The 26,603-nt window shown below is 42.9% G+C and carries 24 protein-coding genes and 10 tRNA genes; 21 read left to right on the plus strand and 13 right to left on the minus strand.

Annotation, left to right across the window (positions count from 1 at the left end; genetic code table 11):
* Position 1 precedes the first annotated feature (1 nt).
* The 9 genes from BWD47_RS06840 to hemA form a co-directional block, all read right to left on the minus strand.
* Positions 2-898, minus strand: coding sequence for a transcriptional regulator GcvA (locus BWD47_RS06840; protein WP_036967434.1), 897 nt, complete (start codon positions 896-898; stop codon positions 2-4).
* Between the two features lie 113 nt (positions 899-1,011).
* Positions 1,012-1,866: a 3-deoxy-8-phosphooctulonate synthase gene (gene kdsA / locus BWD47_RS06845; protein WP_036967432.1), complete on the minus strand. Its 855-nt coding sequence runs from the start codon at positions 1,864-1,866 to the stop codon at positions 1,012-1,014.
* Between the two features lie 10 nt (positions 1,867-1,876).
* The gene (locus tag BWD47_RS06850) at positions 1,877-3,130 is read right to left on the minus strand and encodes a DUF819 domain-containing protein (protein WP_075593698.1); all 1,254 of its coding nucleotides are present in this window, start codon (positions 3,128-3,130) and stop codon (positions 1,877-1,879) included.
* A 15-nt stretch (positions 3,131-3,145) separates the two neighbouring features.
* Positions 3,146-3,973: a tetratricopeptide repeat protein gene (locus tag BWD47_RS06855; RefSeq protein WP_036967428.1), complete on the minus strand. Its 828-nt coding sequence runs from the start codon at positions 3,971-3,973 to the stop codon at positions 3,146-3,148.
* Between the two features lie 128 nt (positions 3,974-4,101).
* On the minus strand, positions 4,102-4,476 hold the full coding sequence (locus tag BWD47_RS06860; RefSeq protein WP_036967427.1) for a SirB2 family protein: 375 nt from the start codon (positions 4,474-4,476) through the stop codon (positions 4,102-4,104).
* A 21-nt stretch (positions 4,477-4,497) separates the two neighbouring features.
* A complete protein-coding gene (locus tag BWD47_RS06865) occupies positions 4,498-6,036 on the minus strand; it encodes a DUF3369 domain-containing protein (protein WP_075593699.1) in 1,539 nt (512 codons plus the stop codon).
* Between the two features lie 45 nt (positions 6,037-6,081).
* Positions 6,082-6,924 carry a peptide chain release factor N(5)-glutamine methyltransferase gene (gene prmC, locus BWD47_RS06870; RefSeq protein WP_074989265.1) on the minus strand — a complete coding sequence of 281 codons (843 nt, stop codon included), beginning with the start codon at positions 6,922-6,924 and terminating at the stop codon, positions 6,082-6,084.
* A gap of 2 nt (positions 6,925-6,926) precedes the next feature.
* Positions 6,927-8,012, minus strand: a complete 1,086-nt coding sequence (gene prfA, locus BWD47_RS06875; RefSeq protein ID WP_036967416.1) for a peptide chain release factor 1 — start codon at positions 8,010-8,012, stop codon at positions 6,927-6,929.
* Positions 8,013-8,019: 7 nt separating this feature from the next.
* The gene (hemA, locus tag BWD47_RS06880) at positions 8,020-9,276 is read right to left on the minus strand and encodes a glutamyl-tRNA reductase (protein ID WP_036967413.1); all 1,257 of its coding nucleotides are present in this window, start codon (positions 9,274-9,276) and stop codon (positions 8,020-8,022) included.
* 83 nt (positions 9,277-9,359) lie between these two features.
* Here hemA and lolB point away from each other — a divergent pair, with 83 nt between their 5' ends.
* From lolB to BWD47_RS06960, 16 genes are all read left to right on the plus strand, one after another.
* The gene (lolB, locus tag BWD47_RS06885; RefSeq protein ID WP_083633643.1) at positions 9,360-9,947 is read left to right on the plus strand and encodes a lipoprotein insertase outer membrane protein LolB; all 588 of its coding nucleotides are present in this window, start codon (positions 9,360-9,362) and stop codon (positions 9,945-9,947) included.
* Between the two features lie 2 nt (positions 9,948-9,949).
* A complete protein-coding gene (gene ispE, locus BWD47_RS06890) occupies positions 9,950-10,816 on the plus strand; it encodes a 4-(cytidine 5'-diphospho)-2-C-methyl-D-erythritol kinase (RefSeq protein ID WP_036967407.1) in 867 nt (288 codons plus the stop codon).
* A gap of 85 nt (positions 10,817-10,901) precedes the next feature.
* Positions 10,902-11,849 carry a ribose-phosphate pyrophosphokinase gene (locus BWD47_RS06895; protein ID WP_036967404.1) on the plus strand — a complete coding sequence of 316 codons (948 nt, stop codon included), beginning with the start codon at positions 10,902-10,904 and terminating at the stop codon, positions 11,847-11,849.
* Between the two features lie 150 nt (positions 11,850-11,999).
* Entirely contained in the window at positions 12,000-12,608 is a 609-nt protein-coding gene (locus tag BWD47_RS06900; protein ID WP_036967397.1) for a 50S ribosomal protein L25/general stress protein Ctc, read from the plus strand.
* A 19-nt stretch (positions 12,609-12,627) separates the two neighbouring features.
* The gene (pth, locus tag BWD47_RS06905) at positions 12,628-13,212 is read left to right on the plus strand and encodes an aminoacyl-tRNA hydrolase (protein WP_036967395.1); all 585 of its coding nucleotides are present in this window, start codon (positions 12,628-12,630) and stop codon (positions 13,210-13,212) included.
* A gap of 34 nt (positions 13,213-13,246) precedes the next feature.
* Positions 13,247-14,338 (plus strand): redox-regulated ATPase YchF, encoded by a 1,092-nt coding sequence (ychF, locus tag BWD47_RS06910; protein ID WP_036967393.1) that lies wholly within the window; start codon positions 13,247-13,249, stop codon positions 14,336-14,338.
* 452 nt (positions 14,339-14,790) lie between these two features.
* Positions 14,791-14,867: transfer RNA gene (locus BWD47_RS06915), tRNA-Met, on the plus strand.
* A gap of 60 nt (positions 14,868-14,927) precedes the next feature.
* Positions 14,928-15,012, plus strand: a tRNA-Leu gene (locus tag BWD47_RS06920).
* A 35-nt stretch (positions 15,013-15,047) separates the two neighbouring features.
* Positions 15,048-15,122 (plus strand) — tRNA-Gln (locus BWD47_RS06925).
* A 4-nt stretch (positions 15,123-15,126) separates the two neighbouring features.
* Positions 15,127-15,203 (plus strand) — tRNA-Met (locus BWD47_RS06930).
* A gap of 86 nt (positions 15,204-15,289) precedes the next feature.
* A tRNA-Leu gene (locus BWD47_RS06935) sits at positions 15,290-15,374 on the plus strand.
* A gap of 40 nt (positions 15,375-15,414) precedes the next feature.
* A tRNA-Gln gene (locus BWD47_RS06940) sits at positions 15,415-15,489 on the plus strand.
* Between the two features lie 65 nt (positions 15,490-15,554).
* Positions 15,555-15,639, plus strand: a tRNA-Leu gene (locus BWD47_RS06945).
* Between the two features lie 40 nt (positions 15,640-15,679).
* Positions 15,680-15,754, plus strand: a tRNA-Gln gene (locus tag BWD47_RS06950).
* A gap of 65 nt (positions 15,755-15,819) precedes the next feature.
* A tRNA-Leu gene (locus tag BWD47_RS06955) sits at positions 15,820-15,904 on the plus strand.
* Positions 15,905-15,942: 38 nt separating this feature from the next.
* Positions 15,943-16,017: transfer RNA gene (locus BWD47_RS06960), tRNA-Gln, on the plus strand.
* 141 nt (positions 16,018-16,158) lie between these two features.
* On the opposite strand, the gene BWD47_RS06965 is transcribed toward BWD47_RS06960, so the two are convergent.
* Complete coding sequence (locus BWD47_RS06965) at positions 16,159-17,328, minus strand: FAD-dependent oxidoreductase (RefSeq protein WP_074989680.1); 1,170 nt, start codon at positions 17,326-17,328, stop codon at positions 16,159-16,161.
* A gap of 258 nt (positions 17,329-17,586) precedes the next feature.
* On the opposite strand from BWD47_RS06965, the gene miaB reads away from it, so the two are divergent.
* The 5 genes from miaB to lnt are packed head-to-tail and all read left to right on the plus strand — an operon-like array spanning position 17,587 to position 23,028.
* Complete coding sequence (gene miaB / locus BWD47_RS06970) at positions 17,587-19,032, plus strand: tRNA (N6-isopentenyl adenosine(37)-C2)-methylthiotransferase MiaB (RefSeq protein WP_036967384.1); 1,446 nt, start codon at positions 17,587-17,589, stop codon at positions 19,030-19,032.
* Positions 19,033-19,082: 50 nt separating this feature from the next.
* Positions 19,083-20,135, plus strand: a complete 1,053-nt coding sequence (locus BWD47_RS06975) for a PhoH family protein (protein WP_074989681.1) — start codon at positions 19,083-19,085, stop codon at positions 20,133-20,135.
* Positions 20,132-20,587 (plus strand): rRNA maturation RNase YbeY, encoded by a 456-nt coding sequence (gene ybeY, locus BWD47_RS06980; protein WP_036967379.1) that lies wholly within the window; start codon positions 20,132-20,134, stop codon positions 20,585-20,587. The genes BWD47_RS06975 and ybeY overlap by 4 nt, the downstream gene beginning before the upstream one ends.
* Positions 20,588-20,609: 22 nt before the next feature.
* A complete protein-coding gene (corC, locus tag BWD47_RS06985) occupies positions 20,610-21,494 on the plus strand; it encodes a CNNM family magnesium/cobalt transport protein CorC (RefSeq protein ID WP_036967376.1) in 885 nt (294 codons plus the stop codon).
* Positions 21,475-23,028 carry an apolipoprotein N-acyltransferase gene (lnt, locus tag BWD47_RS06990; protein WP_178387085.1) on the plus strand — a complete coding sequence of 518 codons (1,554 nt, stop codon included), beginning with the start codon at positions 21,475-21,477 and terminating at the stop codon, positions 23,026-23,028. Before corC ends, lnt begins: the two co-directional genes overlap by 20 nt.
* A gap of 135 nt (positions 23,029-23,163) precedes the next feature.
* Here the strand turns inward: lnt and BWD47_RS06995 are convergent, their stop codons facing one another.
* From BWD47_RS06995 to BWD47_RS07005, 3 genes are all read right to left on the minus strand, one after another.
* Positions 23,164-23,640, minus strand: coding sequence for an FKBP-type peptidyl-prolyl cis-trans isomerase (locus BWD47_RS06995; protein ID WP_065978075.1), 477 nt, complete (start codon positions 23,638-23,640; stop codon positions 23,164-23,166).
* Positions 23,637-26,039 carry a Lon protease family protein gene (locus BWD47_RS07000; protein WP_075593702.1) on the minus strand — a complete coding sequence of 801 codons (2,403 nt, stop codon included), beginning with the start codon at positions 26,037-26,039 and terminating at the stop codon, positions 23,637-23,639. Before BWD47_RS07000 ends, BWD47_RS06995 begins: the two co-directional genes overlap by 4 nt.
* Before the next feature lie 69 nt (positions 26,040-26,108).
* On the minus strand, positions 26,109-26,567 hold the full coding sequence (locus BWD47_RS07005; protein WP_074989684.1) for a zinc ribbon-containing protein: 459 nt from the start codon (positions 26,565-26,567) through the stop codon (positions 26,109-26,111).
* Between the last annotated feature and the right edge of the window lie 36 nt (positions 26,568-26,603).

Genomic DNA, 26,603 nt, shown 5'->3' on the forward strand with positions numbered 1-26,603 from the left:
GTTAATACTCTTGTTCTTGTTCAACTAAGCTCAGCATCCAGTCTTTGAAAGAAACTATTTTCCCCAGTTCTGTTTGCGATTCGCGTATCACTAAATAATAGGCATTTTTACTTTCTAATGAGTGATTAAACGGAATCACTAAACGCCCGGCATCAATATCGGGTTTTGCTAAGACACTATTCCCAATTGCCACGCCTTGACCATGCACTGCCGCTTGGAGCACCATTGATGAGTGACTAAAAATAGGACCTTGGTTTACTTGGACATTACGCACTCCGGCTGTTTTCATCCACGTTTTCCAATTTTTACGCGTTGTGTCATGCAACAGAGTATGGTTAGCCAAATCACTCGGCTGATTTAAAGGCTTAGGCCCTGTTAGCAGCATGGGACTGCATAACGGCACAAGGTATTCTGTGTGTAACTTGTAAGTTTGTACGCCACTCCAGTGACCACGACCATAGTAAATGGCAATGTCTACATCATCAGACAATGAATTTTCGTCTTGGTCTTGTGCTTTTATTCGCACATCGATTTCAGGGTGTAACTCATTAAATAAACTAAGCCTTGGCACCAACCATTGAATAGCAAAACTGGGCGTTAAACTAACCGTTAAAGACCCTTTTGCCCCGCGTGCTAATAACTTTTCAGTGGCATCAATCAGCTGAGTAAATATCTCTTTAATATCGAGAAAGTACCCTTGCCCTTCTTCCGTTAATAATAGCGAACGATTTTTACGAAGAAATAATTTAAGGCCTAAATGCTCTTCCAGCGTTTTAATTTGGTGGCTGACCGCGGCTTGTGTCACATACAGCTCTTCAGCTGCTTTGGTAAAACTCAAGTGACGCGCTGCAGCTTCGAACGCTTTTAGTGCATTTAAGGGAGGGACACGACGAGACATAAACACCAAGCTTAGAATTAGTTTTTCTTATGCGTCGATTATAGCGATACAAATAAAAAAAGGCGACCTTGGTCGCCTTTTTCGTCATTAAATACTCATTAATACTGAGTATTCTATAAATCGCTTGCGCTGGTGTCTAACGGTGCAAAGCTTTTAATTAAATCATCAACCGCTTTCATTTGTGTTAAATACCCTTCAAGCTTACTTAGTGCAAGGGCGCAAGGGCCATCACATTTTGCTTCGTTAGGGTTAGGATGCGCCTCAATAAACAGACCCGCAATACCTAATGCCATACCACTGCGAGCAAGCTCTGCCGCTTGCGCACGACGACCATCAGCCGAATCAGCACGGCCACCCGGGCGTTGTAACGCATGCGTTGCATCAAAAATAACCGGAGCCATTGGCTTCATGTCATCCATACCGAGCATATCAACAACAAGGTTATTGTAACCAAAACTTGTACCACGCTCACACAGCGCCACATTATTGTTGCCTGCTTCATTAAATTTCTTAATGATATGACGCATTTCGTGCGGTGCTAAAAACTGTGGTTTTTTCACGTTAATAATTGCACCTGTTTTCGCCATCGCGACAACTAAATCAGTTTGGCGTGCTAAGAAAGCAGGTAATTGAATAACATCAACTACCTCTGCCACTGGCGCAGCTTGGTGTGGCTCATGCACGTCGGTGATGAGTGGCACGTTAAACGTTGTTTTAATTTCTTCGAAGATTCTTAACCCTTCTTCCATCCCCGGGCCACGATAAGAGTTAATTGATGAGCGATTTGCTTTATCAAATGACGCTTTAAAAACATATGGGATATTTAGCTTCGAGGTTACTTCGACATAGTGCTCAGCAATGCGCATTGCTAGGTCGCGAGACTCAAGCACGTTCATACCACCAAACAACACAAAGGGTTTGTCGTTCGCTAATTCAATCTCGTTAATTTTAATTAACTGGTTGTTCATTTTTTATTCCTTAAGGTGCAACAGCTTGCAGCATTAATCCACAAATATATGCCATATAGGTTCCGACACCATAGCCCAAAACTGCCAGTAAAACACCTACAGGGGCAAGTGATGGATGAAACGCTGAGGCAACTACGGGCGCTGATGCTGCCCCGCCTACATTCGCTTGAGACCCAACGGCCATATAAAATAAAGGCGCTTTAATTAATTTCGCTACAATCAGCATTAAGCTTGCGTGTGTTAACATCCAGATCACACCCAAAACAAAGTACATTGGCGAATCAAAAATAGCCGTAATATTCATGTGAAGACCAATTGATGCCACCAAAATATATAAGAAGCTTGAAGCCACTTTTGATGCACCAAATGCTTCGATATGACGTACTTTAGTAAACGATAAACTAATCCCGATTGTCGTCGAAATTACAATTAGCCAAAAGAACTTACTGTTTAAACTATATTCTTGTGCCCATGGGAAGTTAGCGCCAAAATACGGCCCTAAAAAGTCCGCACAAAAATGCGCCAAGCCCGTTATACCAAAGGCAATCGCAATAATGGTCATGTAATCATTAAGTGTTGGCATACGTGCATGTTCAGCATGATAGGCTTCAACACGCTCTTTAAGCTCTTCAATTGCACGGGTGTCTGCCCCCGTTTTGGCATCAATTGCTTTGTGATTAGCAGCCATCAGTAACAGTACAGCCATCCATAAGTTAGCCACAATGACATCAACCGTTACCATTGCCGAGAAAATATCCCCACCAACTTCAAACATTTCTTTCATTGAGGCCTGATTAGCGCCCCCGCCTATCCAGCTACCTGCGATAGTTGTCATACCGCGCCAAACCGCATCGGGGCCATGACCACCAACGGCTTCAGGATAGACCGCGCTCATCACTAAAATCGCTAACGGACCCCCAATCACAATCCCCATGGTACCGGTTAAGAACATGATTAACGCTTTCGGACCAAGGTTTAAAATGGCTTTTAAATCAATGCTGATGGTTAACAGAATTAAACAAGCCGGTAATAAGTAGCGAGATGCTACAAAATAAACATTCGACGAGTGACCATCAACAATCCCAAAAGTATTTAATAACGAGGGTAAAAAGTAGCACAGCAGGAGTGCGGGTACATATTTATAAAATTTTCGGCATGCCGCATCATTACTATGTGAGGTTTTAAAGATAAACCCCAAAATAACGGCAAGCAAACCAAGTACGACTGCGTCATTGGTAATAAGCGCACTGTGGGCGTCAGTCATAAATGTTCCTTTAATTTAGTGGTGTGTATTATTGTTATCTTCGATTTCAGCAATTTGATGCTGAATAATCTCTATGGCCGGATCATCTGGGCATTCATTAATAAAATACTGCAAATCGTCACGGGCCATTTTAGGGCAATCTAATTGATTAAGCAGGTACCCTCGGTCACGGCGTTCATAGGGGTCATCACCGAGTAGTTCCATTAACATGTCAACGCAATGAAGGGCATGACCAAACTTGCTCTCGCTGATAAACGACCACTTTTGCTGTGCTAAATACAGCTTATAAAGCTCTTCTTCAAAAATTAGCTCAAGTGGTTCTTGTTCATCACCATTCTCTTCACAGGCATTTTCGGGGGTAATATACCAACTTTGCTGGCCCGTACTTGGCTCAATTAAATAGCCCTCTTCTTCGCTTATTGCGACATGAATATGAACTTCACCTTGACTTAAAGTCACTGTGGCATCAAATTCAGCGTGCTGTAATAAGTGACAAAGTAATATCGCCAGTGTGGTTTGTGTACCACTACGCATCGTAATGGTGTAGCTAAAGCTGTTTAACGTGTACTCAGGCACTTTTAGGCTTGAGGCACTGAACAACCATTGCTGATAAAAGGTATCAAGAAGTTTATCTAGACGCTCGTGTGGCTCTTTAAATTCAGTACAAAGTGCTGATACGGTATCTTCAAACTCATTTAATGTGTCATAACAAGCAGTTAAATCTACCTGTGTGTCCCACGTTAATTCAGCATCGATACAACGATAAAGCACGTTTGAAGAAAATGCGTCAAAGGCCTCATCTTGATAGGATTCATTGTGATCTTCAAACCAAGGGGTGGTCATTTATACTGCAACATCTCTTTCGAAAACGAGATGCTAGTTTACCTACTTTTAGCGTCAGTTGCCAATCTTGAAAAGAGAAAGTGAGCAGCGGTATAACGGTTAACAGTCGATATACCGCGTTTCAATGTTTACAGGATAAAAGCGTTCTTTGCAGAGGCGAGATAACCAATCGCAAGTAAAATGAAGGTTGTCACAACAAGTAAAATGACACGTGCCGATTGTGAGCTTTGTCTGGCTGCAACAATTCCTAAAGCGATATAGGCAATCACTAAAATAATTTTTTCAAGCAACCACGACTGCTCTAGCGGGTTAAACCCAGCCATTACAATCAATGCAATAGCAGAAACCAACAACAACGTGTCGATACTATGACTGCCAATAAAAACGATTTTATTCTTTGCTAATGTGGCTGTTTTTAACCGCGAAAAAGAGCGAACGTAAAATAAAATGATACTCAACACAGCGAGTAACATGTGAGTGTGTTTAACTGCTAAATAATCCATATGCCTCAATTCTAATTGTCATTAATCTGGGTAACGTACAAGTACGTCTTCTATTTCTTTAATGCGTTGATTAAACACATCTATTAACTTTGGATCAAACTGTTTTCCTTGCTGAGCGTTTATCTCTTTTACAACATCTTCAAGAGACCAAGGCTCTTTGTAACAACGCTTGTGTCGTAGTGCATCAAACACGTCGGCCAGTGCAACAATGCGCCCAGCAATCGGGATATCGTCCCCTTTTAAGCCTGCAGGATAGCCTGTGCCATCCCAACGCTCATGTTGAGATAACGCTATAACAGCCCCTGTGTTAACAATATCACGTGACGAGTCTTTTAATATTCGGTGCCCCTTTTCTGCATGCTGTTTCATGATTGCCCACTCTTCATCGCTGAGTGGCCCTGGTTTATTGAGAATAGCGTCGGGTATCCCAACCTTTCCAACATCATGAAGAGGAGCTGCATGTCGAATTAATTCAGCTTCGCGCTTCGGTAATCCATAGCCCACAGCCAATTCGTAGCAAATGTGCGACACACGTTTTACATGGTTTCCTGTTTCGGTAGAGCGTTGTTCAAGCGCTTCACTTAATCTAAACACCAGTTCTTGTTGAGTTGCTTCTATTTCAGCCTGAAGCTGAACGTTTTCATAAGCAAGTTGCACGTTTTGTGAAAATATCTCGATGAGGTGGCGCTGTGTATCGGATAAGTGCTTTGGAATACCCGAAATAAACAGCATAGAATTATGATTGTATTCACTGCTGCAATACGCAAATAGGTAGTTTTCACGGTAAACGATGGTTTTTTCTCTTAGCGCTTGCTGACAAGCTTGTAGCTGCTCTTCATTGAGCACCTCTTCAATCGCTTTACCTTCGCTGCGTTCAAACTCACCTTTACCTGAGAATACAACGAGCTTTTTCTGGTTATCGAGCGGGTTACTTGCCACCAGACTCGTAGCATACACGGCTTGCTCTACTGTACCGAGCAATGAGGTGAGTTGTTGCATCACCCCTTCAATAAAGTGCTCTAATGAATGAGTAGAAAAAATATCACGCGATGCTTTTATAATTTTTTCAAGGCCTTGGCGTGATTGCTCTATAGATAAGATATCGCGATACGAACGCAAACTCGACATCACCACTGTAAAGAGCTTTTGTGCTGTCAGCTCTGTCTTAGATTTGTAATCGTTAATATCATAATTAACGATTACTTGTCTTTCCGGTGCCTGACCGGGTTGGCCTGTACGAAGAATAATACGAATATGATTGTTCTTTGCAGTTTCACGAATATATTTTGCAACCCGCAGGCCAGCGTCATCGGTTTCCATTACTACATCGAGTAATACGATGGCTGCATCTGGGTGCTGCTCTATTAATTGCTTTGCCTCTTCACCTGAGTAAGCACTAATAAATTCAAGACGTTTGTCTTGGAATTCAAAGTCACTGAGCGCAAGCTTTGTTACGGCATGTACTTCTGGTTCGTCATCAACGACGATGACTTTCCAACTACCCTGAACCACTTCTGATACATCATCAAGTGCTTCATCCGAAAACAAAAAATCATCCATTGTTTGGGACCCTCAAAGGCTATATGCGCACAGTGTTCTGTTATTTTATTTAGGCCATTGTGCTAACGTTACACGGTCATTACCGCCAAGATCTTTAACTGTAAGTATATGGCTATACGACATTTGTGCAAAAAATTCTTGAACTTTAACACTTTGTTGGTAGCCATGTTCAATTAAAAGATAGCCATTTGTTGCTAAATAGTCACGTGCCATTGTAATTATTTGCTTAATATCAGCCATGCCATCATCATCAGCCACCAAGGCTGACAAGGGCTCAAAACGCACGTCACCTTGGCTCAAATGTTCATCATCGTATTCAATGTACGGTGGGTTACTAACAATCAGATCAAACTTTTTATGGTTTACAGCGCTAAACCAATTACTTAAAGCAAAAGTGGCGTTGTTAATATTAAGTCGTTGTTGATTCTCGTTAGCAAGCGCAACGGCTTCGGGTACTCTATCAACCCCTAATACTTGCCAATTAGGCATTTCACTGGCCAGTGCAAGCGCAATTGCCCCCGTCCCGGTTCCTAAATCGAGCACGTTTGCAGCATGGGGTAATTCAAGCCCCAGCGCATACTCAACCAGCGTTTCCGTATCAGGACGAGGTATCAAAGTGGTGGCATTCACCTTTAGTGGCAAACTCCAGAATTCTCTAATGCCGGTGATATGCGCGACAGGTTCACCTTGCAAGCGACGCTGGCATGCACGATTAAACTCAGCTTCTTGCTGTTCCGTTAGGTGTTTTTCAGGCCAACTAAATAAGTAACTACGGGGTTTGTCGAGAATAGAAAGTAGCAGGACTTGCGCGTCTAGTTTCGCGCTGTCGCTGCTAGGCGTTAATAACGCCGTCGCAGCAATCAGTGCTTGTTCTATGCTTTGTGGCACGATTATTCATCGCCCATCGCAGCAAGTAAATCAGCTTGGTGTTCTTGCATTAGGGGCTCGATAACACAGCCTAAATCACCTGCAACAACTTCATTTAAACGATACAGTGTTAAATTAATACGGTGATCAGTAATACGACCTTGCGGGTAATTATAAGTACGAATACGCTCTGAACGGTCACCACTGCCCACTAGATTACGACGCTCTGATGCTTCAGCCGCTTGGCGTTTTTCATCTTCAGCTTGTTGTAAACGTGCACCAAGTACCGACATCGCTTTCGCACGGTTTTTATGTTGTGAACGCTCATCCTGACATTCAACGACCACACCCGTTGGAAGGTGGGTAATACGAATTGCTGAGTCAGTTTTATTTACGTGCTGACCACCGGCACCCGACGCACGGAATGTATCGACTTTAATATCTGCAGGGTTAATTTCGATAGCCTCTGCCTCAGGCACTTCTGCCATAACCGCAACGGTACACGCCGAGGTATGAACACGGCCTTGCGACTCAGTTTCTGGTACACGTTGAACACGGTGCGCCCCTGATTCAAACTTAAGCTGGCCGTACACGCCTTCACCCGAAATATGTGCGATAACTTCTTTATAGCCACCGTGCTCACCTTCGTTGGTGCTCACTATTTCGACTTTCCACTTTTTCGTTTCTGCGTAGCGGCTGTACATGCGGAATAAATCGCCCGCAAAAATAGCGGCTTCATCGCCCCCCGTGCCTGCGCGCACTTCTAAAAAGACGTTGTTATTGTCTTTCGGATCTTTTGGTAGCATTAAGATCTGAATTTCATCTTCTAATGCAATAATTTGTGCTTTTGCTTCTTTATATTCTTCTTGCGCCATTTCGCGCATCTCAGGATCAGAGTCTTTTAGCATTTCTTCTGCTGCAGCGACATCATCTTGTGCTTGCTGGTACGCTAAAAACGCTTTAACAATTTCTTCTAATTCTGAATATTCTTTAGATAAGGCACGAAAGCGATTTTGATCGCTGATCACAGAGGGGTCGCTTAGCAGCGCTTGCACTTCCTCATAACGCTCGACTAAGGTTTCTAACTTTCTATAAACAGACTCTTTCATTTAACGGCTATTCCTGATCAATACCTAACATTTTCTTTAATTGACTTAACTCAGCGGCTTCACCATTTTTAGCCGCATCTTGAATAGCACGGGTAGGTGCGTGCATCAAGCGGTTGGTCAGTTTGTTTGCCAACTCGAGTATCACTTTTTCTGCGTCTTTGCCTGCTTGCAGCTGGCCAAGTGCTTTTTCGACAAGTTCTGATTTAATATCTTGTACATCATTTCGATACAGACGAATAATATCGACCGAATCGAGAGAGCGCAGCCACATGACAAATTCATTGGTGCGCGCATCAATAATTATTTGCGCTTGCTGCGCCGCTTGTTCGCGCGCGGCGATATTCTCGCTCACTATCGCTTGTAAGTCATCTACTGAATACAAATAGGCCGCATCTAATTCGCCTACTTGGCTCTCAATATCCCGAGGGACAGCAATATCAATAAACAGCATGGGCTTGTGACGACGTTTTTTTAAAGCCTGCTCAACCACCCCTTTACCAATAATTGGCAAAGTACTCGCGGTAGAACTAATAACAATATCGGCATCGTGGAGACGCTCAGGTAGTTGCGCCAAAGCGATAACATCAGCGTCAACTTCGACAGCTAAACTTTTTGCACGCTCGATGGTGCGGTTTGCCACCGTGATTTTTTGCGGATCATTTTGGTATAAATGTTTAGCCACCAGTTCAATGGTCTCACCTGCCCCAATCAGCAATACGTTGGTTTTATCTAACTTACCATAAATATGCTTGGCTAAATTAACAGCAGCATAAGCCACGGATACCGCACTGGCACCAATGTCTGTCTCTGTGCGAACTTGTTTTGCTACCGAGAACGTTTTTTGAAACAAGCGGTCAAATGTCACACCAATGGCATCATGCGTTTTTGCATTATGGTAGGCTTGCTTTATTTGCCCCAAAATTTGTGGCTCACCCAATACCAAGGAATCAAGGCCGCACGACACACGCATTAAATGATTAATAGCCTGCTCGCCCTCATGATAATAGGTGTTACTGCTCAGTTCTTGTTCATCCAAACCATGGAAACTGGCTAACCAGTGCAACAGTGTTTGGGAATTACGCTCAGCAAGGCTACAATAGATTTCGGTTCGGTTGCAGGTCGAAACAATAACCGCTTCATTAAAATGCGCATGGCCACTTAATTGTTGTAACGCCTCAGACATTTGCTCAGGCGAAAACGCGACTTTTTCGCGTAATTCTACGGATGCGGTTTTGTGATTTATACCAAGTGCTACGATGGTCATATGTACCAAATATTGCTAAGCCCAGCTGTAAAGGCGTTAATTTTACCAAAAATCAGCGGAATATGGAAAGTAAGGAACGACATTTGATTAAACAATATTTGATTTTATTCATGTTTTTTTTATTTATCAGTGGTTGCGCCCAAAAAACATCAACGATTGACTACGTTTACCCTGATTGGAAAACCCGCCTTGATCACCATGCCAAGTGGCAAGTACAAGGAAAAATTGCCTTTATTAGTTCAGAGCAACGTCAATCAGCTAACGTCAATTGGCAACACGACGAGTTACACAGCGACATGATCTTAACCAGTTTTATCGGTACCCGTATTTTGTCGTTAAAACAAAATGCATATGGCGCTGAAATTGAATACGACGGTGATGTTTACACAGACCGCGATGCCTCCTTATTACTTTACCGGCTGACGGGTTTCACTATTCCGCTCAATAACGCGGCGACATGGCTCAAAGGGACCGCTAACAACGAACACACCCAATTTGACGAACTCAATCGCTTAACAAGTCTAATATGGCACGCTGAAAACGGCCAGCAATGGCAAATCACCTATTCTCATTATATAAAACAAGATGGCTATTGGCTTCCAACAAAGCTGAGCCTTAAAAACCCGCAAATTCGTATTAAAATTCAACTTAATGATTGGCAGTTTAATTAATCATGACAGAAACTTCGCACGCTCCACTCACCTTAATAGCACCCGCAAAACTAAATCTGTTTTTACATATTAATGGTCGTCGTGAGGATGGCTATCATGAACTCGAAACCCTGTTCACGTTTTTAAATTTTGGTGACGATTTAACGTTTTCACTCACCGATGACCGTAAAATTACCGTCACGGGTGACACACAAGGTATTCCTACTCACGACAACCTCATATATAAAGCCGCATTTTTATTGCAACAACATTGTCAGTGCCAGCAAGGTGTAAACATTCATTTAGTTAAACGCTTGCCTATGGGCGGCGGTGTTGGTGGTGGCTCATCAGATGCGGCAACCACCTTACTGGCACTCAATAGATTATGGAACTGTAATCTGTCATTGGCTGAATTAGCACAGCTAGGAGTCACGCTTGGCGCTGATGTGCCCGTATTTATTAATGGTCATACCGCAATTGCGCATGGCATTGGCGAGCAATTACATAATGTTGAATTAACCCCAGGTTGGTTCTGTGTTGTGCATCCTGGCGAGCATGTGAGTACGGCAGAAATCTTTACTCACCCTGATTTAAAACGCGACACAGCCAAGCTAAAAGCTGATTGGCAAACAGAAAATTTACGCAATGATTGCGAGCCTTTGGTCAAAAAGCTCTGCCCCGAGGTTGAAAAAGCCCTCCAGTGGTTGCTAAAATACGCTCCGTCAAAGATGACTGGCACGGGCGCTTGCTGCTTTGCTGAGTTTTCAACTCAGGCCGAGGCAGAACAAGTTTTAGCTCAATTGCCAGAAAAGTGGACAGGTTTTGTAGCAACTAGTGCTACACTTTCTCCTGCTCATACAGCATTAAATGCTCACTTTGAAATGAAGTAACGTACAAGTAAATGTAAAAGTTAACCTGCTTTGGTGCCTACCAAAGCCTGTTAGTCCCAAAATTCAGTGCCTGAGGAACCCTACCGTGCCTGACATGAAGCTCTTCGCTGGTAACGCAACACCTGAGCTAGCTCAAAAAGTTGCAAAACGTTTGTATATTGAATTAGGCGATGCTGTTGTTGGCCGTTTTAGTGACGGTGAGATCAGTGTTCAAATTAATGAAAATGTTCGTGGCTCTGACGTTTTCATCGTTCAATCAACCTGTAACCCTACTAACGATAACCTTATGGAACTTATCGTTATGGTTGATGCCCTACGTCGTGCGTCTGCTGGACGTATTACTGCAGTAATCCCATACTTTGGTTACTCACGTCAAGATCGTCGCGTACGTTCTGCTCGTGTACCAATCACAGCTAAAGTCGTTGCAGATTTCCTATCAAGTGTAGGTGTTGACCGTGTTCTTACGGTTGATTTACACGCTGAACAAATTCAAGGTTTCTTCGATGTGCCGGTTGATAATGTATTCGGTAGCCCAGTGCTATTAGAAGACATGAAAGAACGCGACTTCGATGACGTTGTTGTTGTTTCACCCGATATCGGTGGTGTTGTTCGTGCTCGCGCAATCGCGAAGCTATTAAACGATACAGACCTTGCTATCATCGACAAGCGTCGTCCACAAGCTAACGTTTCACAAGTAATGCACATTATTGGTGACGTTGAAGGTCGCGACTGTATCATCGTAGATGACATGATCGACACAGGCGGGACACTGTGTAAAGCGGCAGCTGCACTTAAAGAACATGGTGCTAAGCGTGTATTTGCATACGCAACTCACCCTGTACTTTCTGGCAACGCAGCTGAAAACATCCGTGAATCGGTCATCGACGAAGTGATTGTTACTGACTCAATTCCACTGTCTGATGAGCTTAAAGCACTGGATAAAATCAAAGTGCTTACGCTTGCAGATATGCTTGCTGAAACAATTCGTCGTATCAGCAACGAAGAATCTATCTCAGCGATGTTTGAACACTAATAAACACGCAGTGATAGCCAAAAAGCACCGTCTAGGTGCTTTTTTTGTGGTCGTTATTTATTTTCCCTCAAAGTGGTGGTATGATAGCGCGCCTTTTGGCTGGGGACCTTGGTCGCAAAGGCCCTAAGACTTTTAATTTTTGGAGACATTATGTCAACTTATACATACAATGCAGAATTACGTACAGAAACAGGTACTGGTGCGAGCCGCCGCCTACGCCGTGAAGATAAAGTTCCTGCAATCCTTTACGGTGCTGACAAAGAAGCTGCATCAATCGTTCTTGCACACAAAGATATGATTAAAGCGCAAGAAGACGAAGGTTTCTACACGCACATCCTTACTTTAAACATTGGCGGTGAGTCAGTTGAAGCTATCCTTAAAGATATTCAACGTCACCCGTTCAAGCCTAAGATCACTCACTTAGACTTCCAACGTGTAGATGCTTCTCACAAACTTCACACTAAAGTGCCAGTACACTTCATCGGTGAAGAGAAAGTAACTAAAGCAGGTAACACTGTTGTTCACCAATTAACTGAAATCGAAATCACGTGTCTTCCTAAGTCACTTCCTGAGTTCGTTGAAGTTAACGTTGCTGATTTAGTTGCAGGTGATTCAATCCACCTTTCAGACCTTAAACTACCTGCAGGTGTTTCATCTGTTGAGCTAGCTAAAGGTGCAGACCACGATCAGTCAATTGTTACTGTAAAAGCTAACAAAGCTGCTCCTGCTGAAGAAGCTTCAGAAGACGCTGCAGAATAATTTTTAAGGTGTACACACCTTGAATTCTATTCAAATGCTTGTGGGCCTGGCTAATCCAGGCCCCGAATACGCAAATACACGCCATAATGCAGGTGCTTGGTTCATTGAAGAACTCGCAGCACGCTATAACTGCACACTCAAACACGATCCTAAATATCACGGCCTCACTGGCAAAGTGATCATTCAAGGCCAAGAATTTAAATTACTGATCCCAACTACTTACATGAATTTAAGTGGTAAGGCGGTGAGTAGTCTCGCTAATTTCTTTAAAATCCCTGTTGAGAACATTCTCGTAGCGCACGACGAAATGGATCTTGATCCCGGCATTGCTAAACTAAAAAAAGGTGGCGGCCACGGTGGTCACAATGGTTTAAAAGATATTATTGCGAAAATGGCAAACCAAAAAGATTTCATGCGCCTTCGTATCGGTATTGGTCATCCGGGTCACCGAGAAATGGTGACAGGCTGGGTACTTGGTAAAGCCGCTAAAGAAGATCAAGAAAAAATGGATGCCGCTATTGATGAGGCAGTTCGTTGTATGGAAATTCTTGCAAAAGATGGTGTGTTAAAAGCACAAAACAGACTACATTCATTTAAACCTTAATCCGTTTTAATGAAATTACACAAGGTATCTTACTATGGGTTTTAAATGTGGCATCGTTGGCTTGCCAAACGTTGGTAAATCAACATTATTTAATGCACTAACTAAAGCGGGAATTGAAGCCGCTAACTTCCCTTTCTGTACCATTGAGCCGAACACAGGTGTGGTACCGGTGCCTGATGCACGCTTAAATGCATTAGCCGAAATCGTAAATCCGCAACGCATTTTACCAACAACGATGGAATTCGTTGATATTGCAGGCCTTGTAAAAGGCGCTTCAAAAGGTGAAGGTTTAGGTAACCAGTTCCTTGCGAATATTCGTGAAACTGATGCAATCGGTCATGTAGTGCGCTGTTTTGAAGACGAAAACATCGTTCACGTTGCCGGCACTATCGACCCTGCTGACGATATTGATGTCATTAACACCGAATTAGTACTGGCTGATATGGACAGCGCTGATAAAGCAAGTTTCCGTAATGCGAAAAAAGCGAAAGGTGGCGATAAAGATGCAAAAGAACAAAACGCTGTTCTCGAAAAAGTAAAAGCACACCTTGATGAAGGTTTAACGTTACGTTCTTTAGAACTAACAAAAGAAGAAAAAGCAGCTATTAAGCCTTTAAACTTCTTAACAATTAAACCAACAATGTACATCGCAAACGTGGCAGAAGATGGTTTTGAAAATAATCCATACCTCGACAAAGTGCGTGAAATCGCAGCTGCAGAAGATGCGGTTGTTATTCCTGTCTGTGCGGCTATCGAATCAGAGCTATCTGAGCTTGAAGAAGAAGACAAGCTTGAGTTTATGGCTGACTTAGGTCTTGAAGAGCCGGGCCTTAACTTAGTGATCCGTGGTGGGTACGAATTACTTAAATTACAAACCTACTTCACAGCAGGCGTAAAAGAAGTACGTGCATGGACAATTCCTGTCGGCGCAACAGCACCACAAGCGGCAGGTAAAATTCATACTGATTTCGAACGTGGCTTTATCCGAGCACAAACTATCGCTTTTGATGATTATATTGAGTTCAAAGGTGAAAGCGGTGCGAAAGAAGCAGGTAAAATGCGTCAAGAAGGTAAAGAGTACATCGTGAAAGACGGTGATGTTATGAACTTCTTATTTAACGTATAAGTTGTGTAGCACACTCTATTTAAAAGGCTCGTTATCACGAGCCTTTTTGTTTTCTGAATTGACACCACGACGCGCAGGCTATTTTTAGCGCTGTAAACAGAGCCATTTTATCTATTTGCTCTGTGTATAGTATTCTACTCCTATCACTGTAAATACGTTTAGGTGTTATAAAAACTCTCAACAAAATAGTTTTTAAATTTACACCCTTAATTTTTGTATGAAAATCAAACAGATTAAAAGTGGGCTTTTATTAGCAACAATACGTAATATACTTTTAGTGGTGTCTTTGTCTGTCAAAAAAACAGCAATTTAAATAAAATTTAGCCGCTTAGCTTAATTTTAATGCAAACAAACCCTGTTAAGCGTTTTTTTGCAAAAAAGGTGTTGACGGATTTAGGTCATATCAGCATAATACGCCCCGCACTCAGCGATGAAGTGCTAACAAAAAAGATGGCTAAGTAGCTCAGTTGGTTAGAGCACATCACTCATAATGATGGGGTCACAGGTTCAAATCCCGTCTTAGCCACCATTCTTTTTGTTGCTCAATGAAGAGTTAAAAATAACTACCAGTGTTTTTTAAACACAAAATGCGGGAGTGGCGGAATTGGTAGACGCGCTGGATTTAGGTTCCAGTAACTTCGGTTGTGAGAGTTCAAGTCTCTCCTTCCGCACCATGTTCTGATAAGAACTAAAATTATCAAATTTTTGTTGGGATATCGCCAAGCGGTAAGGCAGCAGGTTTTGATCCTGCCATTCCCAGGTTCAAATCCTGGTATCCCAGCCACAATGGCTAAGTAGCTCAGTTGGTTAGAGCACATCACTCATAATGATGGGGTCACAGGTTCAAATCCCGTCTTAGCCACCATTCTTCTTTTAGAATGGCTCTGCAGGAGTTTAAACTGCACTCAATGAAGAGTTAAAAATAACTACCAGTGTTTTTAAACACAAAATGCGGGAGTGGCGGAATTGGTAGACGCGCTGGATTTAGGTTCCAGTAACTTCGGTTGTGAGAGTTCAAGTCTCTCCTTCCGCACCATGTTCTAGATAAGAACCAAAACTATCAACTTTTTCTTTGTTGGGATATCGCCAAGCGGTAAGGCAGCAGGTTTTGATCCTGCCATTCCCAGGTTCAAATCCTGGTATCCCAGCCACTTTCTCTACCAAGAGAGTGAATAAGAAAAACTCTGTATAGAGTATAAAAATGCAATTTAATGATGCGGGAGTGGCGGAATTGGTAGACGCGCTGGATTTAGGTTCCAGTAACTTCGGTTGTGAGAGTTCAAGTCTCTCCTTCCGCACCATGTTCTTGATAAGAACCAAAACTATCAACTTTTTCTTTGTTGGGATATCGCCAAGCGGTAAGGCAGCAGGTTTTGATCCTGCCATTCCCAGGTTCAAATCCTGGTATCCCAGCCACTTTCTCTACCAAGAGAGTGAATAAGAAAAACTCTGTATAGAGTATAAAAATACAACTTAATGATGCGGGAGTGGCGGAATTGGTAGACGCGCTGGATTTAGGTTCCAGTAACTTCGGTTGTGAGAGTTCAAGTCTCTCCTTCCGCACCATGTTCTTAAGTAGAACTAAAACTCTTCAAGTTTAGCGTTGGGATATCGCCAAGCGGTAAGGCAGCAGGTTTTGATCCTGCCATTCCCAGGTTCAAATCCTGGTATCCCAGCCAACTTCCTTTCTAATTTCTAATTTCTAATTTCTAATTTCTAATTTCTAATTTCTCCAAAATTTAATTCATTTTATTTAGCGCAAAAAAAACAGGCTAATTTTCATTAACCCGTTTCTTTATCGTTTATGTGTATTATTTTGTTTAACTGAGTGTCCCACTAATGGCATATTTTAATACCCAGTTCTTAGCCGGGCCAATATTGTTCGCTAGTTTTAAAAACTTACTACGTGCCCAACTGAGTGGCTGTAGTTCATTTGAGAATCCGAAGTAACAGGCATCCATCATACTCATCATAAGTAAATTAGCGCGACGACGTTTCTTCTCATACTGCTTTAATACCGCATGCTGACCAACATCATCGTGGCCAGCAAGAACCTCTGCAAGTGCAACCACATCTTGAAAACCTAAATTAACCCCTTGGCCTGCCAAGGGATTAATAGTGTGTGCTGAGTCGCCCACTAAGACTAAGCGCCCTTGCGAATAATCATTTGCGTGCTGACGAGCCAATGGAAAAACAGCATGCTCAAGTAACTCAAATTCACCCGGCAACTCAGGAAAATGCGCAATGAGTTGGGCTTTTAGTTGTTCTGTGGGGAGTTTATTCCAACGGTTTAAAACCGACGCGTTGTGGTAACAAATTAAATTTGCATACGGGGCTTGCATAGGCAAAAACGCCACAGGGCCCGTTGGCGTAAATTGTTGCCACGTTTTAACTTGTTGCGGCGCATCCAGTTTAATTAACACACCCATACAGTGTTGACCATATTGCCACCCTGTTACACCTAAGCCAGCTTTGCTACGTAATTGTGATTGTCCGCCATCTGCAGCAACCACTAAATCAGCCGTATATTGGGTGTCACCGTAATGAAGCGTGATTGAATCACTCTCTTGGCTTATCGCTGTAACCGGTGTTGTCTGCTCAATAACCTCAATGCCATATTGAGAAAATTGCTGCCAAAGACTCGCTTGAATTAGGCTATTTTCGATTAAATGACCCAGATGTGTTTCACCAATATCATGGCAATCAAACAATAAGTTTTCGCCTTGTTGCTGATACGCCTCAAGCTGTTGGTATGGAGCGATACGATTTTGGCGCAATAACGGCATTGCCCCCAGCTCATCAAGTAAGTTTTCTGAAAAACGATTAATAGCCGAAATGCGAATATCCACCTTATCTGAACTGAGAATGTCATCAGCATCGATAAGGTGCTTTTCAATAATAGTGACGTCCCTGCCCTGCTGTGCCAGTTTAACAGCTGTGGCAGCACCTACCATGCCACCACCAACAACAATTACCTTATTTTTCTTCATTTAATAGTCGCTCATTTGGCTATTTGAATACGGCATAAATTGTAACGTAATTCACTAAACTGTGTCAGTGCATTTACGCGTTAAGAATTTTAAAACAGTGACTTGTTTGATTTCACACCACAAAGATAAAAACTATACTTGGATCTGTGCGGGTATCCAGCTAAAATACGCGTCCTTTAAGTCGGCATTAAAGCCGCTTAATCATGTTTCTAACACATTTTTGTGTCACTACCGAATTGAAAACGAGGCTATATTTCAATGAGTAAAAAGCTGCATATTAAAACCTGGGGTTGTCAGATGAACGAGTACGACTCTCAGAAAATGGCGGATCTACTGGATGCGACTAACGGCTATCAGTTAACTGATGAAGCTGAAGATGCAGATGTGATCTTACTCAACACCTGTTCAATTCGTGAAAAAGCGCAAGAAAAAGTATTCCACCAGCTAGGCCGTTGGAAGCTATTAAAAGACGATAAACCTGACCTTATCATTGGTGTAGGTGGCTGTGTAGCGTCACAAGAAGGTGACTCAATTCGTCAACGTGCGCCGTTTGTCGATGTAATTTTTGGCCCGCAAACGTTACACCGTTTACCAGAGATGATTAAGCAAGTGCAAAGTGGCGACAGTACATCTGTTGTTGACGTATCATTCCCTGAAATCGAAAAGTTCGACCGTTTACCTGAGCCAAAAGCAGAAGGCCCAAGTGCGTTCGTATCGATTATGGAAGGCTGTTCTAAATACTGTACTTTCTGTGTTGTGCCATACACGCGCGGTGAAGAAGTAAGCCGTCCACTTGATGACGTACTACTCGAAGTCGCCCAGCTCGCAGAGCAAGGCGTGCGTGAAGTAAACTTACTAGGTCAAAACGTAAACGCTTACCGCGGTGAAACGCATGATGGCGAAATTTGTTACTTCTCTGACCTACTGCGTTATGTTGCCGCGATTGATGGTATTGACCGCATTCGTTACACCACTTCGCACCCAGTAGAGTTTACTCCTGACATCATCGATGCATATGCCGATGTACCAGAGCTTGTCGACCACTTACATTTACCAGTGCAAAGTGGCTCTGACCGTATTCTTAATTTAATGAAACGTGGTCATACAGCTCTAGAGTACAAATCAACGATTCGTAAATTACGTAAAATTCGCCCTAACTTAAGTATGTCTTCTGATTTTATCATTGGTTTCCCTGGCGAAAGCAAAGCAGACTTTGAAGCAACAATGAACCTTATCAATGATATTGGTTTTGATATGAGCTTCAGCTTTATCTACAGTGCACGCCCTGGTACACCAGCAGCTGATTTACCGGACGACGTATCAGAGCAAGAGAAAAAAGAGCGTTTATACCTTTTACAAAACCGTATTACGCAAATGGCACAGCAAATCAGTCGCCAAATGTTTGGCACTGAACAGCGAATCTTAGTTGAAGGTCCTTCTAAGAAGAACCCTATGGAGTTACGTGGCCGTACTGAAAACAACCGTGTGGTTAACTTTGAAGGCCCACATTCAGTGATCGGTCAATTCGTTGATGTACGTATTACTGAAGCGTTGCCAAACTCTTTACGCGGTGAATTAATTCGTACAGAATCAGAAATGAATCTGCGCCGTGATATTGCGCCATCGTCTATTCTTAGTAAAGCAGCCGAAGCAGACGCTGCACAAGCCCCTAACGAAATTGGCGTTGCAACTTTCGTCCCTTAGGGTGAATTTTGGTGCTGGCCCTTGCCAGCACCCATCAATAGGAAGCAATTTTGAGTAATCAATTAAAAACTTTAGAGATTTATTTAGAACCCGCCGACAACAAACGCCTTTCATCTTTATGTGGTCCGTTTGACGAAAACATCAAACAAATTGAACGCCGACTAGGTGTTGAAATTGCCCATCGCGATAATTTTTTTAGAGTCACTGGTAAACTTCACTGTGCAGCAGCCAGTGTCGAAATCTTAAAAAACCTTTATGTTGATACTCAACCAGTTCGTGGTGAAATTGGCGAAATTGAACCCGACGCTGTGCACTTAGCGATTAGCGAATCAAACGCCCTTGATCAAGACGACAACCCGGGCGTTTATGGTAAAGACATGGTGATAAAAACTCGCCGTGGCGTTATTAAACCGCGTAACGATAACCAAGGCGTGTATGTGGCTAATATTCTGCATCACGATATTACCTTTGGTATTGGCCCTGCAGGCACAGGTAAAACCTACCTTGCCGTTGCTGCTGCTGTTGATGCACTGGAGCGTCAAGAAATTCGCCGTATTCTGCTTACTCGCCCTGCCGTTGAAGCAGGTGAAAAACTGGGTTTCTTACCTGGCGACTTGAGCCAAAAAATCGACCCTTATTTACGCCCTCTTTATGATGCATTATTTGAAATGCTCGGCTTCGAGCGCGTTGAAAAACTGATCGAAAAAAATATTATCGAAGTAGCACCGTTAGCGTACATGCGTGGACGTACATTGAATGACGCATTTATCATCCTAGATGAAAGCCAAAATACCACCGCAGAGCAAATGAAAATGTTCTTAACCCGTATTGGTTTTAATTCTAAGGCCGTTATTACAGGCGATATCACCCAAGTAGATTTACCGCGTGGTGCGCGCTCGGGCCTTCGCCATGCGATTGAGGTACTTAACGGTGTCGATGAAATTAGCTTTAACTTTTTCCAATCACATGATGTGGTACGCCACCCTGTTGTGGCGCGTATTGTTGAAGCCTATGAGCGCAACGATGAAGCTGAACGTTTAAAACGGGCTGAAAAACAACGCGCAAAAGAAGCACAAGCAAACCAACAAGAAGCAAACTCGTGACCGAATTAGATTTACAAATAGCGTGTGAGTTTGACAACTTACCAAGCTTTGAACAATTTCAACTGTGGGCTGATAAAGCCCTCAGTCACTACCGTGAAGATGCTGAACTGACAATTGTGATCAGTGATGAAGCACAAAGCCAACAACTCAATAATGACTACCGTGGTAAAGATAAACCGACTAATGTCTTATCGTTTCCATTTGAAGCCCCCCCTGGTATTGAGTTACCTTTAGTGGGTGATTTAATCATATGTCCAGCTATCGTTTTAGCTGAGTCAATTGAGCAAGAAAAAACCTTTCACGACCATTTTGCCCATATGGTGATCCATGGATGCTTGCATTTACTTGGATTTGACCATATAAAGGACGAAGATGCACTCGAAATGGAAAGCATAGAGAAGCAATTACTTGCCGATCTGAACATTGCTGACCCATATCGAGACGATATTTAAATTTACGGAGCAATTAGACGCAATGAGCGACGACAACTCGCAAACTAGCCAGGGTTCTTCTGGTAAAACGTGGCTGGGCCGCATAGCCCAGATGTTACAAGGGGAACCCCAGAATAGAGAAGAGCTGGTAGAAGTAATTGCCGATGCGCAAGAACGCGACCTTATCGACCCTGAAACAAAAGAAATGATTGAAGGGGTATTAGGTGTGTCAGAACTAAAAGTTCGAGACATCATGATACCACGTTCTCAAATGGTGACGCTTGAAATTGACGCCCCATTAGAAGAGCTACTCCCGATGATGGTTGACTCTACACATTCTCGTTTCCCCGTGGTTTGTGAAGATAAAGATCACATCGAAGGTATATTACTCGCAAAGGATTTATTGCCTTTAATTCTAAATAAAGATGAACTATTGCCATCACTACGTGACTATTTACGTCCTGCGATGGTGGTTCCTGAAAGCAAACGAGTTGATACGCTGTTAAATGAGTTTCGTCAACAACGTTATCACATGGCCATCGTTATTGATGAATACGGGGGTGTGTCAGGATTAGTAACCATCGAAGATATTCTCGAAATCATTGTGGGTGAAATAGAAGACGAACACGATGAAGAAGAGGAACAACAAGATATTCGACAAGTTGCGAAACATGTTTACGCAGTTCAAGCTCTAACACCTGTTGATGACTTTAACGAATATTTTAAAACGGGTTACAGCACCTCTGACGCCGATACAATTGGTGGTACGGTTTTACATGCGTTTGGTCATATGCCAAGCCGTGGTGAGACGATAGACATTGAAGGCTTACAATTTAAAGTCACCAATTCTGACAATCGTCGCATCTTACAATTGCAAGTCACCATTCCTAAGGCTGATGATAACGACAGTGAAGAAACTGCTAACTAACCTCTGCGTTCTTGCAAAAGATAAAAAAGCCTGGCTCGCACTTATTGCGGGCCTCTTTTTAACCTTAAGTTACGCCCCCTTTAATCTGTGGCACATTGCCTTTCTTTCTCTTGGTGCACTGCTTTATTGCATCAACCCTCTTGCAAACGGTAAAGACGCAGCAAAGCGCAGCGCAAAATATGGCTTCATCTTTGGTTTAGGGTGGTTTGGTGCCGGTATCAGCTGGGTGCATGTTTCAATAGCCACCTTTGGTGGAATGCCATTAATTGCCTCTCTTGGTTTAATGGTTGTTTTATGCGCCTACCTTGCACTTTATCCAGCTTTAGCTGCTTGGCTTAGTACTCGACTGGCTTCAGGGCCTTATAGTTTTGTGTGCTTATTATTGGCAAGTATTGCGGTCACTGAGTATCTGCGTGGCACGCTACTGACTGGATTTCCATGGCTTAGTTTTGGCTATACACAAACAGACAGCCCACTAAACTTTTTAGCCCCTGTGATTGGTGAGTTTGGTATTACGCTTATATGTGTATTAATCGCCTTTGCGCTATATCGCTTAATAAGTAAAGACATTAAACCTTTGATAGTCTCTGTCGCCGTGCTCATTGGCTTATATTTTATTGCAGGTAACAGCCCAGTTAAATACCAAGATAAAACGATTAAAACCGTGCTGGTACAGGGTAACATCAAGCAACATTTACGGTTTGAGCCGTCTGAGTTTTGGAATACCATGAGCAAATACCAAGACATGACACGCCTGCATTGGAATGCTGATTTAATCGTTTGGCCTGAAGCCGCCGTGCCTGAGCTAGAAGCCCTTGCGACGCAATATTTATCTGGCCTTGACAGTGCCGCAACATTTAATAACACCGCACTTATCACTGGCATTGTTGATTACCAGTACGACACCCGCAATATTTTTAATACCCTCATTGTACTTGGTAAAAAAGAGCCCAGTGACAATGAAGGTCACTATCAGTATTTAGGGTATAACCGCTATCAAAAGCATCAATTGTTACCCATTGGTGAGTTTGTGCCATTTCAAGATTTACTACGCCCTATCGCCCCTCTATTTGACTTACCAATGTCATCGTTCACCCGTGGTGATGAAGTACAAGATAACTTACGCGCCAATGGTTTAAATATTTTGCCTGCTATTTGCTACGAAATTGCCTTTGCCGATTTAGTACGTGGAAACTATAGAAGTGATTCTGATATTTTGTTTACTGTTAGTAATGATGCCTGGTTTGGAGACTCTCATGGCCCGCATCAGCATATGCAAATAGCCCGTATGCGCGCCCTTGAGCTTCAGCGCCCGCTTATTCGCGTAACGAATACCGGTATTAGCGCTGTGTACGACCCTATCGCAAAATCGCAATTGAGCATGCCACAGTTTAAAGCCGATGTGCTTGAAGCGAATATCACCTTAATTCAAGGTGACACGCTATACAGTCGTTTAGGTAATTGGCCGGTATGGCTGGCTGTTTTATTACTAACTGTCATAGGGTTAGTAAGAAAAACCAAAGCAAACGCGTAAAGAATACGACTGTGTTTAATTAGAGTACTATTTTGAGGCTATACCTAATGGGTATAGCCTCATTAATCCCGCGGAATTAAATCAAAAAAGGGCTCCATTTATGAAGCCCTTTCTTTTTTGTCGTTTGGCTGACGCTTACGATTCAATCTTAAGAAGTTCAACCTCAAATATTAGTAACGAGCCTGGCGGAATGCTGCCAACACGTTTACGCCCATAGGCAAGCTGTGGCGGGATATAAAAGGTGAACTTATCGCCTTCGCTCATTAACTGTAAGCCTTCAGTCCAGCCGGCAATCACTTGGTTTAAACCAAAGCTAATTGGCGAATTGCGTACGACTGAACTGTCAAATACACTGCCATCCATGAGCGTACCATGGTAATGCACTTTCACCTTACTGCTAGTATGTGGCTTAGCTTCATTACCCGCGCTGTGCTCAATTTTGTATTGCAGCCCAGATGCTGTTTCATGAATATCATCAGCTTTACCATTTGTCGCTAAAAAATCAGCGGCCAACGTTTCATTTTCAAGTGCTTGTAATTTCGCTTTTTTGCTATTTTTAAAAATCAAAAAACAAAATACACCTATGACCAATAAAAGAATTAAGTTAATCATTCCGCTTCCTTTTCATCATCATTATCGCCATTAACAATATCGGCAATGTTTGCAAGTCGGGCTAATGCTAAGGCATTAATAGAGCCGTCTTGATAGCCCTGCTCCGTCATTTCACCCGCGTCTTTGTCCATTAATAGACTTAACGCCTGGTCTACTGTTTCAACGGCATAAATATTAAAGCGGCCTTTTTCAACGGCGTCGAGCACTTCATCATCAAGCACCAGGTTCACTTGGTTTGACTTTGGAATGATCACGCCTTGCTCGCCCGTTAAGCCACGCATTTTACAGAGTTTAAAGAAGCCTTCGATTTTCTCGTTAACACCACCAATAGATTGCACGTCACCATGTTGGTTAATTGAGCCTGTAAGCGCAATTGACTGGCTAATAGGTAAGTTGGTTATTGCCGAGATAAGCGCACAGAGCTCGGCCAGTGACGCACTATCACCGTCGATATAACCGTAACTCTGTTCAATCGCGATATTAGCACTGAGCGTTAAACTAAATTGCTGCGCATATTTGTTACCTAAGTAGCCGGTTAGTAGCATCACCCCTTTTGAGTGAATTGCTTTACCCAGCTCGGCCTCACGCTCAACGTCAATGACCCCATCGGCACCGGCATAAACCGTGGCAGTAATACGTGCAGGCGTACCAAACGATGTATCACCGATATGCAGCACCGTTAAGCCGTTTACTTTACCCACAGCCTGACCTTCGGTAGCAATGAGGATCTGCCCCTCTTTAATATCGCTAAGCATGGTTTCTGAAATTTGCCCAGTACGGTACTGTTTACCAAGAATGGCTTCATCAATGTGGTGCGCATCAATCAGTGTATGTCCATCTTGCTTGGCATAAAAACTGGCTTCGGCCACCAACTCAAGGACATCTGCAAAACGTGCAGACAGCTTATTTTGATGCTCAGCTTGGCGATAACTAAACTTGAGTAAACGTTCCATTGCTGCTTCGTTTGCAGTGCAATTTAAGGTTTTCTCACAGTATTCAGTCACTTTGGTAATAAACTGGTACTGCAGCTTATCGCTGCTTGGTAAGTAATAATCAAAGTCAGCAAGCACACGAAACAGCTCAGCAAACTCTTCATCGTACTCACCAATGGTGTAATACAAATCACGTGAGCCCAGCAGCACAATTTTTACATCCAGCGGAATAAGCTGTGGACGTAAAGTAAAACTGCTCCCCACTGAACTGTCTTGATATGGTAAGTCGTTCTTAATTTGATGCGTTTTTAAAGACAATTTTAGGCCATCCCACACTTGTGGATTCGCCATTACTTTTTCAGCGTCCATAATCAAGTAACCGCCATTAGCACGGTGCAGTGCACCCGGCTGAATTGAGCGATAACTGGTTATGAGCGAGCCCTGCGATGTCGCGTATTCAATTTTGCCAAAAATATTGCCAAACGTTGGGTTAGGCTCGTAAACAACAGGCGCTGCATCCCCTTCTTTAAATTCGACTAAAATATTGGGTGCGAAAAAGTCGGTTAGCATGCCCTTGCGATCAAAGTCTTCTTTGTTTTCGTCGTTGTCATCATCGTCGAGCCACTCCAGCACCGCATCAATGATTTCTTCACGTATGTCTTTTAAATAACGCAGCACACCAATATGCGTTGCATATTTGTGCTCGAGCGCTTTAATAAGTGGCTTGGTCGCTAACTCAGCCGTTGATTTTTTAAGATTACGCAGTTTTTCAGATGATTCACGTTTCCAACGCGGTAACTCAATCAGCGCTTCGATTAACGCATCTTCGAGCTTTTCAATCACGTCATAAAATTCAATACGCAATGGCTCTTCGAGTGCCGCAAACTCACTGTCGCTTAATTGCTTACCATTAACCAAAGGCGCAAACCCTACCACGCCATTTTCTTCGATAAGCGCTACACTTTGCTCAAGCGCGGCAATTTCTACTGCGGTTATAGCTGCATCGTAAGTATCGGTGAATTCACGGTCTATTGATTTCTTCTTACGCTGATAACCTGGGTTATCGAATGCAGCTGGGAATGTATCAAGCACTTCATCAATAAATGAATCAATATCATCTGCAAGCTGCTTGCTTTGCCCAGCTTGCATAAACAGCGCGATAGGCTCGCGGTGGTCGTCGTAATTATTGACATACAGCCACTCATTAGGCGTTGGGCGGCCTTTTGAATGGGCTGTTAGCTTGTCTTTCACTAAGGTAAAACGACCCAGTGCAGCCTCACCCATAACATAAACATTGTAACCAGGTAGCTCCATACCTAATGAAAAATCGAGCGCACTTTGAGCACGTTGTTGACCAATAAACGTTAAAGCCTCTGGGTATGGATTATTCATGCATGTAGCAACATGACTGGCGGCAATTTCTGGCGCTAAGGTAGAGACTGGCAATGGGATTAGTTTTTTTGTCATTCTAACTTCTTATTTCCCAGGATTAGCTGGGCATTATGGGTAACGCCCAGCTTTTGCTTGCGTTACAGATTAAGGTTGTAATGCCTTACGGCTAAAGTAAATACCACCGCATTCAGTACAAGGGGTAATTTGAGTAGCATGGTAAACATCGTAACTATGTTGGCAATTTTTACATACTAATGTGCCCATGGCTATCCATTCTCCCTGATGATAGACACCATTGTGCTTAAAATCTTGATTTAGGGCCTGCCATTCTAACTGGGTTTTGTCTTCGATGTGCGATAACTCGTACCAAAGCGACTCTTTTAGTTCAAGCCACGCTAAGGAGTCATAATGTTTATCGTTTTCTTTGATGTGATCAATATCGCGTTTAAGGTAGTCGCGATACAGCTCAAGTTTTTCTTTTCCTAGATCTTTAAGTGCCTGCTCAGATTCAACAAACTTCTCCATTGCCTCCTTCAACTCGTGGTCTTTTACATCTTTAAGCCATGCACTTAAATCGCTGAGCCATGTTTTATAATCTGCCATCGTTTACTCCTTCAAAAGTGATGAAAAATCAATACT

The organism is Pseudoalteromonas sp. PAB 2.2 (genome assembly GCF_001938575.1).
GTDB classification, from domain to species: Bacteria; Pseudomonadota; Gammaproteobacteria; order Enterobacterales; family Alteromonadaceae; genus Pseudoalteromonas; species Pseudoalteromonas lipolytica.